Source organism: Gilliamella sp. LMG 34359, from assembly GCF_984569085.1.
On record NZ_OZ474906.1, the window covers coordinates 2,386,450 to 2,400,842 of the forward strand.

The window sequence follows — 14,393 nt, forward strand, 5'->3', positions numbered from 1 at the left end:
CAGTTTTAGGCTGGGAGTTCATATTTACTTCCTATACATTCTCGGAAAGTATTCGTTGATTTTATTGTTATCAAACAATCTATCGGTGGTAAAATCAACTGTGTCAGAAACGGCTATCCCATGTCGAAGTTCTTCAGGAAAATCCTCAATTGAGGCATATATGGTTGGCATCAAATACCTAAAATAGTCTCCCATTTTAGTTTCACCATCATAGCCAACTGGGTAATCTTGCCCTGGGTTGCTTCCCTCTATAGCTTGGTATACATATAATCCTTTATTTGCTGATAAATTAGTATCGCTATAATGCCCTGATTCAATCAAATCGTTCTGAATATATTTTTCCACCTCATCTCTAGATTTCACATAGTGATACAAATATGAGGAGTACATATCTAATTGCCCAAACCCATTTTTCGGGGCTGGGTATTCAACAAATGATTGGGACTCTTCCCACATATACTCATTAAGGTCGTTTAACAGTTCTTCTATATTTTTAGTTAACAACAATGCTTTTGGCAAATCACCAAACCCATTATTTATCATTACAGCTATCTTTCCATTTTTATCCATAGCGAACCAAGTGAAAATAGTACCAAACCCAGGTTCCCAATTTATATTTAGTACACTCATTTATGCGCTCCTTTTGGCCAAACAGTGCCACAGTTTTCACAAGTTTCAACAATGGCTTTAGGTGGAATGGTTTCTTTTTGCCATACTTCCCTAGGTCTAAGAGCCTGAGTAAATTTAATATTTTCAGGCTTTGAACCTTGTCTAATTAAGGCATCAGCACCTGATACCTCAGCACATGCCCCTGCTTTATTTTTACAAAAACTAGTAAAATCACCGATTTTAACACCAAGTTGTTTCTCAATATATGCAACTGTTGTTGGATGTAGTGCATCAGCCGTTATCGCAGCATTACTTGAACCGACAGCAGTTTTTCCTGTTATAGGATCATAAGCACCTATCATTGTTGAGGTATTGGTCGCTTGAGTCCTTGATGGAAATTTATTAATTTCCGAGATTAAATCTTGCTGAGCTTGGGCTGCTAATTTATCTGCCGGTGCAACAGTAGCCCCTTTTCCAGCATTCTCCAAGCCTTTCTCATTTACTACATGCTCATCAAAATTACTGCTTTTATTAGCCTGTTGATTTGCTGCATGATTATTATTTATATTATCCTTTATTTCTTTATAATCACCAAATCCTTGTTCAACATTATTTTTACCATACTGATTTTCAAAATATTCTTTGTCTAATTTGTTAACATCGGATAATGCCTCATCCAATTTACCTGCTTTATTAGCATCTGAAATAACTTTATCTGATTTATTGATAAGTTTTTCTGTTTTACCTACATTTCCCAATCCTTTAGACGGTGTAATTACACCAATTAACAATGCCGCTGAATTCTCTAGGGCTATCTGATCACCATTAGCAGCTCTAACAAAATTATCTTTAATTGCATCCCATGCTTGGCCGTTAATGATCGCATTTACGGCGTTTGCCACGGTTTGATCTGCTTTTCTCAAGTCGTTCAATGCGGTATCACAATAATTAACCCCCACAGCACAACTACTTAATGCAAGAATACCATCAAGAACAGTATCTGCAGTACCAGCACCAAGATCGACCGTATCACCATAAGCAGTCAGTGCACCATTGATGATTTGTGAAATCGTATTTTCACCAAGAGTTTCTCTAAGTTTATCTTTATAATAATCAATACTGCCTTTATGTTTTTCACGCCACCAGTCCATTGATTCTGTATTATTTTCCACCGCATTTTTACTACTATTAATAGCCGCACTGGCATCACCAATATTACCACCGCCGGCAGCTACTGCAAGGCCGGATGCTAGTTGAGATAGTGCGCTGATGGTTTGTTTTTCTTCTTCGGTTAAATCTTTGACTTCTTTGCCATACAGTTGTTTTCGGATGATATCTGCCGCAACTTCACCAACCACAGCACCGGCTCCACCAGATAATGCTGAGTTGCCTTGTAGCTCAGCGACTACTGCACCAAGTATTGCATGGGCAACTAACCTCGCGGTTTCGTTATCACCGGCTTGTATCTTTATCTGCTCAGCCAGCCATGGTGCGCTGGCGCCAGCTAGGCCGCCGGTCATATCGCCGGTGATAATGCCGGTAATAATTGATACGGCTGAGTCAACGCCTTTACTAAAGTCATTGCCCATTTTGCCATCTTGCGAGTCTTTATCGGCATCTTTATGAATAGTGCGTTCGAGCTCTTTTACCTGTTCGCCTAACTCTTTTAAGCTAGTGACAATGTTTAATCTGGTCTGCTCATCCTCTTTATTAAAGATTGGTTTAAGTTTGCTATGGGCATTTTCGGTATCATGACTGAGTTCATTGATATCTTGTGTTTGTTTATCTTGGTCACGAATGATTAACTCACCGTCACTAATTGCCGCATGGGTAATATTCGAAGCTTCATCGTTATGGTCATAAATGGTTGGTTGGCCACTGGTTGGTGAAAAACCGCCACTACCCGGTCCTTTACTTACCCCAACCGAGCCAGAGATGCTGCTGACATCATATTCCGCTTTGTTTTTAATATCAGTAAAGCCAATAGTGCCGGTATCTAAGCGATTTTTTGACGGGTCAGCTTTCGAGGCTATCACAGCACCATTTAATTGGGTATGTTCGCCCACGGTAATATCATAACCACCACTGCCGGCAAATATGCCCGATTGCTCGTTAACCGATTCATAATTACTTTTCATTTTATCTTGGGCAAAATTAGCACTCGCACTACTTGCTCCATAGCAAAATGGTGGTACGCAGATGCTGGCACTCGCACCAACAGAGGTGTGTTTAGCATCGTATTTTTCTTTATCTTGTTCACTACTGATGGTTAAGTGACGGCCTATATCGGCAATAACTTGCTCACCAGATAACTCCGCGCCCGTTAGAATAACATCACGACCACTCTGGATGTTAAGCGTATTACTGGCGGTGATGGTGCTGTTGTGATTGATATCACTAGTACCGTTTTCTTTACCTTTGGATTTACTGGCGGCTAACTCAATTGAAAAACCATTTTGCCCACCCACTAATCCAAAGCCAACACCAGCTCCGTAGTGACTGCCTGAATCGGTGCTTTTCAATTTTTCAGTGCTGTGGGCCGCATCAAATTTGATATCATTCCCCGCATTGAGATTGATGTTTTGCCCGGTAATATCAACGCCTTTCCCTTCAATGTTCTCTTCTGCATTGATATTCACATTTTGACCGGCATGGATCACCGTGCCTGTTTGAGCATTGTTGTGATACTCTGTTTTTTGTTTTGAGTTATCTGCCGTTACACTTACATTGACTTTAATTAAAGAGGCAGAACCACCATCATTAGCATTAGCATTAGCATTAGCATTATTTTCAGCATTTACGGTTGGTTGGTTTATTTCCGCCGAGGAATCAGCCGCCGTTAAATTAGCTTGTGCGGCATTCACCCCAGCTTGTGCCATATAAATCGCCGCTAAACGTTTGTCTTCCTTATTTTCAATTGCTTTGGCGGCCTTTTCAATTGACTGTGCCGCTGTAACCGCATAGCCGGAGGTGGAAACCGTGACACCATATTGTTTATTACTGCTCTGCGTTTTTTGGTGCAGACTGTCTTCACTGGTTTCCATAATGACATTTTTACCCGTGAGGTTGACAGATTTACCGGCACTAATATCAACACCCGCCAGTTTAACATCATCACCTGCAACAACATTAATATTGCCTTTCGTACTGTTAAGTCCACTGCGGATATTACTTTGGGTTGCTTTATCTTCTAACTCTTTATATCGTGAATGTTGGTAACCCACTGTGCCACTATAGCCATCACCACCAAGCTCACCAATCACTTTATGGTAACCTTTATTTTCACTGTGTGATTGATTGGTGCTGGCGCTAATATCTACATGGCCGTTGGCTGCATGTAAATTAATATCATATTGCGAGTTTAATAGACTTCCTTTTATGTCAATATTGCCTTCACGGCTATTGATGGCAATGTTATTTGCCGTGAGCGTGGAAGCATTTTGACCCACTACATCACTATTACTTCGATTACCAGAGCTTTCACTACCATAAGGTAAGATACCCGCACCATGATTTGGACTGCCGTTGATAAATCGTACCGATGAACCCGCTGTCGCTGCCGCTGTCGTGGCACTCCAATTTTTACTCGTTGTTTTACTGTGCTCCGATTGTTTATCTGCCGAGGTTTCAATAGCAACATGACGATTAGCATCGATAATAATTGCTTCTCCTGCGGTTAAGTCACTTCCTTTAATGACGACATCGCCATGCGTTAGTTGCCCTTGTGCATCCCTTTCCTGACTATTGGTGGCATGAAGCTGTATATTGCCAGCAGCGGTTAATGTACTACCACTACTATATTCACCGTGTAAGCTTGATTGACTCTTCGTTGATGATTTATGGTACGAAATCGGTGATGAGACCGGGTTACCTATATCCATAGCTAATGCAGCCAGTTCACCGGTAAATTGTTTAGCTTTTTCGACTTTACCGCCCGAGGATTTGAAAATATCTCGCATATTTTGCACACTATCCGTTATTGGATTGCTAAACGAAATACCCACTCCCGAAGATTTTGATTTGTAAGTCTGCTTTTTATCAACAATATCTCGACCCGGAATAATTAAAATATCTTCACCACTGATATCAATATGACCGGTTGCACGTTTATCATCCCCTTGTGCGCGACCGGCAATAATGTCACTGCCATCAATGGTCACTTGTTTATTGGCAGCGATAATCACATTACCACCTGAAGTGCCAATTAAACTCCCCGCCTGTGATTGATTAACTTCATTCGAGGTTGAGGTCGCCTTGGTTGATTGTGAACCAACACTAATCCCTTTTGAGCTAGTTGATACCCCTGATTTTTTGGTTTTTCTTTCTTCATGACGGTAATAGCTCTCTTCCGCAGCTGCAATATTTACATTATTGCCGGCATTAAGATAGACATCTTGGGTTGCTATCACCATGCTGCCAGATACATCTAAATCATGACCGGATTTTATCGTTACGCTATTGGCGCTAAGTTCACTGCCTTTTTGGGTGGCGTTGTCTATCTCAATATGGCTGGTAGTTGATTCTTTACTCAGCAAGCTTTTGCTAGTTGTTTTATGATGATCGGTTAATTGAAGCCGCTCTTGATCACTAGTGATAGCTATATCATGTTTAGCTCGTAAGTTTAACGATTTATTACTGGAAATCTCGGCCGATTTAATTCTAATATCGTTACCCGCTATTAAGTTTAAATCGTTATTAGTTAAGATTTCTGTACCAACACTATTTTCTAGATTAACCTTGCGATAGTTATTTTTATTCCAATAGTCTTCCTGATTACTTTGGGTTTTTAACGTGGTTAAATTAATATTATTGTTGGCAATAATATCCGTTTCACCCGCTTCGCCACCGTTAATGAGTAATGCTGCGCCAAGATTGATATCATGACCAGCATGTAAACTGATATCACCATCTTTTACACTGATGGTAGATACTTGATCAAGAACTGTATTAATACTTTTATTTTTTCCATAATAGGTTGCCGTCGTTGCCGTGGTACTTTGTAGATTGATATCATTATTGGCGGCCAATAAAACCTGTTTGACAGCGGTGAGTTTGCCACTGCTATTAATCGTATCTTTCGCTTTAATACTGATTGAATTAGCGTCAATAATGCCCTGATTATTGATATTATTGGCTAATAATGCTACGTGCTCTTTACCTAAGATCGAGCCCGAGGTTTCAATATCGTCGGTCGCCTGAATATTGACATTTTTACCGGCTAATAATGCCCCTTCGGCGGTCAGTTGCGGTCTGTTTACCAGATACACTTGTGGGACTAATACTGATATTGCTTGTCCATCAACCATGATGGTTTTACTTTCCATCCATACAATGTCGGTGGTCAGTAATTGCATCTGCTCTGCTGAAAGAGAGGCACCAATTTTTAAGCCATAAATTTGTGCAAATTCAACACCAGCATTCATTAAGGCTTTATACTGTTCGATATCGTTCGAATAATCACCTAAATAGCGGTGCCCGGTTAAACCGACAATCTGTTCACGAATGAGTTGCTGTTCATAATAACCATCACCAAGCCGTTTTTGAATATTATCTGGATCGAATCTCAGGCGTTGGAACATATAATCTGAACTTAGCCATTTTTTGCGATTGGTAAATTTTGGATCGGTTTCGATTAAATAATTGGATTGCGGTGATTTATTAACAATATAAATACTGTTTTGTGGGATCGATGTATTGGGTTCAACATAACTGATTAAGGCTTCATACTGCTGTTTATCAATTTGTGTAATCGATTCGTCCGGCTGCAAGTTATTTGGCTTGCTTTCAATAGCGGAATGGGTTGAATCTACCCAATTTTCGGTTTCAATAACTGTGGTTGGTTGGAATAAATCCGCTATATTTTCCGCCTCGGCAATACTAATATTGCCAATTGCTGGGTTATTAGTAATCGCCGACTCAGACAATTGATTTAACGATTTATTTGTTTTGATATTTTCATTAACCGCGTTAAGATGATGCTGATTCTCGACATTTACCATGTCGCGATTTTCTGAGGCGAGGGCGGTATGATTAATCCGCGTATGTTCGACCACTTGGGCTAGCTGTAGATCAATTGACGTTACTGATTTATTTAAATAATCAAAAGGCCTACCGCGTTTAGTAAATTCAGTTCGACCACGTTTTTTTCCTTTGTGGCGATAATTCCAAAACTTAGTACCTTTTTCATCAATCGTTCTCTGACCTTTTAATGAGTGGTTGTTAAGTGTTGCGGTAGCAATAAATAAGCCATTGCCTGATAATATTTTGCTATTATCATTGTTGATATGATTAGCTTGAATCACTAAATTATTCCCGGATATGATTTCCGCCGGCTCAGTAGTTTTAATCTTGGTTTCATAGATATTTTGGGTATAGTAATAACTATAGAATTCATAAGTAGCGCCAAAAGAACCATCTACAGAGTGTAAAACAGGATAGGTATGTCGTTTTTTCGGACTATTACGGATCCTCACTTCCTCCGGTTTGAAACGTCGAGGATCGCCATTAGGTGAGTATTCGACAATAGGCTGGCTACTAATTAATACTTCTTCGGTAACAATATTGTCATTAACGTTATTAATTTGGTTAACGTTTAATTGCATATTATTGCCCGCTTCAATCCGAGCAGAGTGATTGTTTAATGTCAGCCCATTTATTTGCATATCACCTAAACTTAAAATTAAAGCATGATTTTTATTATTTAAAGTATTAACATCTAAAAAAAGTGATTGTCTAGATGCAATAGTTGGGGTGATAGGGCTATTTAATGATGTCGCATAATTATTAACTTCATTGGCTTTGATAGAGATATTGTCTCCATATAAGCGAGCTCCATTGATATTGTCTAAGCGTTGAGTTATATCAAAGTTGACATCTTCACCATCAATTAGTCCTTGGTTAACCAATACATCGGCTTTGATGTTGATCTGTTCTGCTTCTATCGTTCCTTGCTGGCTATTGTCAATCTTATCACTGTTGAGCCTAATCGTTTTGCCGGCAGCTAGTTTGCCATGATTACTAATTTGACTGGCTTTAATCGAAATTTGATTATTAGCAATTAAGTTGGTGAGATTTTTGAAAATATTTGTCAGATTTAGTTCAAGGTTATTTACCGCTAACAGTTCCCCATCACCTGTCAGTTCATCGGCATTAATTGCAATATCATGCCCTAATAGATACGCAAGGCTATTGACAATATTACCGGCCTGAATGGTTAATTGGTTTTGAACAATCATTCTGGCTAATTGGTTTTCAAGGGTTTGCACATTTATCTCGAGGTGATCGGCGTTAAGTTGTGCCTGATAATTGTTAACCATGGTTGCTATAATTTTTAACAAACCGGAAGTTTCCAGTTTTGCATTGCTATTATTGATTGAATTTGCTTCAATCAATATCCCTTTATTCGCCGTCGTGGTTGAATTTTGGTTATCAATATTATATTGGCTGTTGAGTTTTATTTGTTGTAGGGAGCTAAGTATTGCATCATTATTAATCAGATTATTTTCAGCATTTACCTCAATATTTCCGGCAGCTAAGAATTTGGCTTGTTGATTATTGACGCCCTGAGCGTTTAAGATGATACTGCCTTTTGCTTGGATGTCAGCTAATTGGTTATTTATATCTTCAGCTTGCACGGTTAGTGCATCTTCGGTAATGATTTGAGCTTGGTTGTTATTGATCTGTTGTGCGCTTAAGTTGATGTTGCCTTTGGCTTGGATATCGGCTGATTGGTTATTTATATTATCAGCTTGCACGGTTAGTGCATCTTCAGTGATGATTTGGGTTTGGTTGTTATTGATGCGTTTGGCATTAATATTTATTATGCCTTGGCTATTTAAATCCGCCGCTGTATTATCAATAGAAGTGGCGTGAATGATAAGCCCCTTTTGCCCCGAAATGAGTGTAGCATCTTGGTTATTGAGATGGCCATTAACCTCTAGTTGCATTTTTTGCTGCGCCTGCAAACCTGCCTCTTGGTTATTCAGCTCCTGCGCAGATATGGTGATATTATTAGCAAACCATAATGATTTTTTGTTATCTAATTGGTTACTGCTTACTGTAATATCTTGTTTGCTAATCAGTGTTGCTGATTGATTGTCAAGTACATTGGCCTGAATATTAATCGCTTCTTGCGCATTTAAGTTAGCAAATTGGTTAGATAGCGTGGTGGCAACTAATGCTATTTGCCCACCGGCAATTACGTTAGCATATTGATTATTTACCTGCTCGGTTTTAATCGCTATATCCTTATCCGCTTTGATGATCGCTGACTGATTGTTGAGTTCATTACTTTCAATCGCTATTTTTTTACCACTTAACCATGTCGATGAGGTATTGTCGATTCTCTTTGCTTTGATATTAATACTGTCATCGCTTTTTAATATTGCCGATTGATTATTTAATTGATCGGCGCTAACAGTGATCTCTTCTCCCGCGACGATTAAACCATTTTCATTATTAAGCTCACCCGTATTGAGGATAATTTTTTGTTGGCCACGAATATCAGCTTGTTGGTTATTGATAAGATTATCGGCATGAAATTCGACATGACCAGAAACGAGCATTTTACTTTGCTGATTATCGATCTTTTCCCCTTGCATCAGTAAATCATGCGCCGATTTGATTTTTGCCTTATGGTTAATAATATGTTTGGATTTGAGCGTTAATTTATCACCAGAAATCAAGGTTGCATCAGTATTATTCAGAACACCATGAGCAACCATCAACAGTCCTTTATTCGCTTGGCTAGCTAACTGACGGTTATCAATATTTTCTCCCTGTAAGTTGATTGACTGTTGGCTGATAAGTTGTGCATTTTGGTTGTTTATCTGGGTTGCGAGCAGAGTTATCTCACCTAACCCATTGAGAGTTGATGCTTGGTTGTTTATCTCGTTTGAGGTTAATTTAATTGCACCATAACTAAGTAATTGACTGTTTTGGTTATTTAATGTGGAGGTAGCAAACGAGATATTTTTATAACTGGAGATTGAAGCATTTTGGTTGTCAAAGGTTTGAGTATTGACCGTGATATTCCCTTCACTTAGCCATTTTGCAGCGTTATTGGCTAATTGAGAGTCGGCAGTGATCGCGATATCATCTTTAGCACTTAAGGTAGCAGCATTGAGCTTAATATCATCGGTTGCCAGGTTTACATGTTGTTCACTGATAATTAATCCTTCATCCATATCAATATGATGAGATGAAGTGATGTTAATATCTTTTTTTGCTTTAATTTGTACTTTTTTCGCAACGAAATTTTGACTATCAATATTGATATCGTCATTACTTATCAGTAAACCTTGATCAGCCGATAAGTGTTGCCCGGCAATAGTTATCTGCGCTTTGGCATTAAGTTCAGCATTATTGTTGTTAATATCCTTAGCAGTTAATTCTAAACTGGAGTGGGTTAATAACAGTGCGGCAAGATTATTTATTTCATTCGCGTTAAGGTTAATTGACTTTGCCGCTTGAATGTTGGCTTGAGAGTTATTAATCTTTTTCGCCTGAAATTTAAGCTTTCCTAACGTTAAAATGGTGGCATCACGGTTATCAATCGAGGCGGATTGAATATTGATATCATCAGTAATGGTTAAATTAGCCGATTGATTATTCAATTCATTGGCGTTGATCGATAAATGACCATTTGATTTTAGCATTGAATATTGATTATCAATTTGCTTGCCAGTAAGCATAAGATTATTTAATGCGGAAAGTTTTGCGTAATGATTGAGAAGGGTTTGACTAGTTAAATTGATACTCTCTTCAGAAATCGATGTTGAAAAACGATTATCGATAAACTGGCTGTGAATGTTAATATCATTTTTGGCACTTAATTTGCCTTTGTGATTGTTGAGTTGATTGGCTGATAGAGATAAAGTGCTTTCGGTCAGTAACTCCGACTCTTGATTATCGAAAAGGTCGCTATCAACCGTTAATGCCTCTTTGGATTGTAATAATGCGTTTTGATTGTTTAAAGTATTGGCTTTTATTTGTAATTGTTTATTCGTGACTAATAAGGCGTGGTTATTATTAATATATTGACTCTGTAAGTTAATCTTACCATCAGCTAAAATTATACTATGTTGAGTATCCATTGTGTCTTTAGCAAGCAAGTTAACTTCACTACCCGAATTTAGTTTTGATTCGGCATTAATAATAGTATCTGCTGTAAATTGGATATTGCCATCAGCTAAAATGGTAGATTGTTGATTATCCATTTTAGTGGCGTGTGCAATATAGTTATTATTAGTTTTAGCGTCTAAATGATGGCTAACAATTGAATTGTTTGCTGTTAAATCGATGTTCTTTTCACTGTTAATTTTTGCTGAATTAAGGTTAATATTTTCAGCAGTAAAGGTGATTTTAGTTGCAAGATTTTGACTGTCTGAAAAATCTGCATTTTTTTCAGTTTTAACCGTTAAATTTTGACCCGCCAGATTTTTACCATGCAAAAAGGCATTATTAGCATTAACACTAATGTTACCCTTTTGCGTTAATTTACCTTGTTTATCGATACCTGCGGCAATAAGACTTTTCGCATGGCTATCAAGGGTTGTCGCATTTAGATCGATATTTTCCTGCGCAACAAGACTTCCCTGATTGATGATAGTTTGGTTACTGGTTAATTGAATGTTTTTTCGACTATTGAGTTGTTTTTGATTGTCAATATCACCCCGACTACGCAGCTCAATATTTTGCTGCGCCTGTATGGCACCACGGTTGGTGATTTTACCATCTGCACTAATACTAAGCGTACTTACACTGGCGCCCAATTCACCCGCATTATGCACCCCAACCCCTTTTTCGGTCCCCACCATTCGGATAGCGCCAGCATACATGCCGCCTAGTTGTGATACATCAATTGAGACTTCTGGTTTGTCATGCTCACCACTATCTGCCAATGGCGTAATAGTTTTACCATCCTGACTGACCTGATTTTTACCGGTGACCACATTTAGTTCATTCGCCCAAATCGCTGAATTGACCGATACCGTACGGGAAATCAAGTCTGTATAACTTTGCCCTGAGCTATCAAGCCCTTTACCGGTGACCACTATCTGACCTTGTTCGACCCGGTAACCAGTTAATTCGCCATTTTGCATGACCGGCTTACCGGTCGTTAACGTTGAACGACTGGCATTAATAAATCCACAACCATTACAGGTTATCCCCGAAGGGTTAGCGATAACCACTTGTGCCTTTTGCCCAGCCACTTCAATCACCCCATTTAATTGGCTAGGGTTGCGTGAATTAACTTCATTTAAGATGATTTTTGCCGGACCACTACTTTTTAAAAACTCATTACCTTGCACATAACCGGCAATTTGCGTCTGACTTATTTTGCCGCTGTTATTTAATATCGCTCCTCTCTCCGATACATTAAATTGCTGGTATTTATTGTGTGATACCCCTTTACTGTTGGGCGTTTGGATATTGACCTGTGTGATACCATTGGCTGTTGAAATAACCTGTGGCCGTTGGTTTTTAGCCGCCTGATTGTCCGCAACAATATCACTGCCGTATGCCGGTAAGCTAAGCGTGACAAAGCCTAAAGATAATGAAACGAATAAGGTTATGGGTTTAAGCGTGGAAAAGCGCGCTTTAACCATGAGCGGTTTTTCATCGGTTGCAGCTTTTTGATGACCTTTGCTGGTGGTGGCTATTTCTGCAACCACCATTTGCATACCACGTTTTTTATTAAAAATGACACGATATAAATTCTTATTCATAACCTATTCCTTACTGACTTTATACTTCTTATTTTTACTTGATATTCGGTATAGCTAATTGTTAGGACTTACTTTATTTTTAGAAATTTATTGCTGCGTATTACTTTGTATAACTTTATTATTATTTTAATAGTTCCAGTTAACATTAAAGCCTAATGTTAATGGATTGGTTTGGAAACCTTTGGGTTTGCGAATCGGTTTGCCGGCAAAAAGGTCATAGTAAAAACCATAATTATTTCCTCGTATGCCTATTACGCCACCGGTTAGGTGCCGACCTAATAAGTATTCACTTTTGGCGCCCGAGACTTCACCTGTATCGATGCCAAAGTATGGCTCATGATTAAAGGGGGCTTGCCAGACTAGTTCATTACGGATATACCAACCATGATCTGCTCTTAAGGTTAGCTCGCCATCAAAACCGCGCACCGACCAACGTCCACCAATAGAAAATTGATCCGGCGAAGTTAAATGATCACCTCGTGTATATTGCCCCTGATAGTCAAAACGATAACGAAACGGTTGTTGTTTGACACTGAAAGGAATATTGGCTGAGAAGTTAATGAGAAAAATATTGGCTAAAGCACTGCTGTCATATTCGCCATTATTCTATTCTGGTGCTTTTTTAGCATTAAACCATCTAACCCCTTTTTGATAAGTTACCCCTGCATCTAAGGTGATGTCGTTAATATAATGTCGATGCTGTAAACCTAATTGCCAGTTGGTGGTTTTACGCTGTTGAAGCTCCATTTCAGTATCATTGATATAGTTATGAGACTCACGAAGCGTAATACCATAACTTAAGGTGGTTTTTTGCGATTCATTACGATGAATGACTCGGCTTAATTGGACATTGGCATTGCGGCTGCGACCACTATACTCAAAATTTTCATTTTGCCCGGCAATGGTTTGATGATATTTATTGCCTGATAATGAGGTACTGAGTAACCAATAACCAAACGGAATTGAATAGGATAAAAGAAAGTTACGTGAACCATACTTGCCTTTACCATTAATATCATGGCCACCGGAGGCGTAAAAAGAATCACTTAACGATAATAAGTTATCTAAATATAGTGTAGCGCCACCTTGGTCACGCCCGGTGGTTTTGGTGCCCGAATCATCAACTGATAAGCCTAAGCGCCACATTTTACTTTGTCGGCGGGAGATAACTACATCACTTTCACCCGGTTTGTCTCCCGGTACCAGTTCCATTTGTGTCGATACAGTCGGCAAGCGTTGTAAGTTTTCCAGACCTTGCTCAATATCGCGCAGATTAAGTGTGTGATTTTCTCTTACCGGCATAGCGGTATATAACTGCGCATATTTATCGCTATCATCACTGTAATAGAGCTTTCTGACCTTACCTTCAACCAATAATAGCTGTAATGTTCCGGATGTCAGGTCTTGTTCTGGCACAACTACTCGAGTGGTAATATAGCCATAGCTAACCAGTCGGTCCTGAATTTTACTCATCAGTAAACCAATACCTTCTGACCCTAGGCAATGATGGTCTGCCTGACGTGCTAGTTTATTGATAGGAATAAACCAAGGTAACTTATCTCTTTCCAATAATTGCACTTGCTCGATGTTAAAGCATAAAGGTTCAGTTGGAAAAATGATTTCACCGGTTTCGCTGCTGGGAGCTAATAGATGAATGTCGGGTGATGAAGGTGTTAATGTATCTTGAATGGCTTTATCACGCTCTTGTTGATGGATAAGCTGCTGATCACTAACTTGATTGATAAGCTGTCGATCGTTAAGTTGCTGCGTGGGTGGCGGCTCAGCTAACGTAACCATCGTGGGTAAAACTATGAGACTACATGCCAATAAATACCTTTTCATTAATAAATCCATAAAATTAACAATGAAACATCATCACACACAAATCTATACTAAACCATGCTAACATTAAATCAATTCAATGTCGATGCAATAATTGATATTCATCATTTTACCATTTTTTTTAATATTTTATTTAATGCGATTTTTACTGGTAAACCTTGATTTAATCGCCATCGTTGACAGGAATCCGTAGGTAAATTGGCTTTAATACAA

General features: G+C 38.8%; 2 protein-coding genes and 1 pseudogene. All 3 read right to left on the reverse strand.

What is annotated here, in order from left to right; all coding sequences use genetic code 11:
- Positions 1–24 precede the first annotated feature (24 nt).
- The 3 genes and pseudogenes from AC5LXV_RS11155 to AC5LXV_RS11165 all read right to left on the reverse strand — a co-directional run bounded on the left by AC5LXV_RS11155 (position 25) and on the right by AC5LXV_RS11165 (position 14,192).
- Positions 25–630 carry a hypothetical protein gene (locus tag AC5LXV_RS11155; protein WP_493466461.1) on the reverse strand — a complete coding sequence of 202 codons (606 nt, stop codon included), beginning with the start codon at positions 628–630 and terminating at the stop codon, positions 25–27.
- Positions 627–12,338 carry a hemagglutinin repeat-containing protein gene (locus tag AC5LXV_RS11160; RefSeq protein WP_493466462.1) on the reverse strand — a complete coding sequence of 3,904 codons (11,712 nt, stop codon included), beginning with the start codon at positions 12,336–12,338 and terminating at the stop codon, positions 627–629. The genes AC5LXV_RS11155 and AC5LXV_RS11160 overlap by 4 nt, the downstream gene beginning before the upstream one ends.
- Before the next feature lie 126 nt (positions 12,339–12,464).
- Positions 12,465–14,192 (reverse strand): annotated as a pseudogene (locus tag AC5LXV_RS11165) (ShlB/FhaC/HecB family hemolysin secretion/activation protein).
- Positions 14,193–14,393 lie beyond the last annotated feature (201 nt).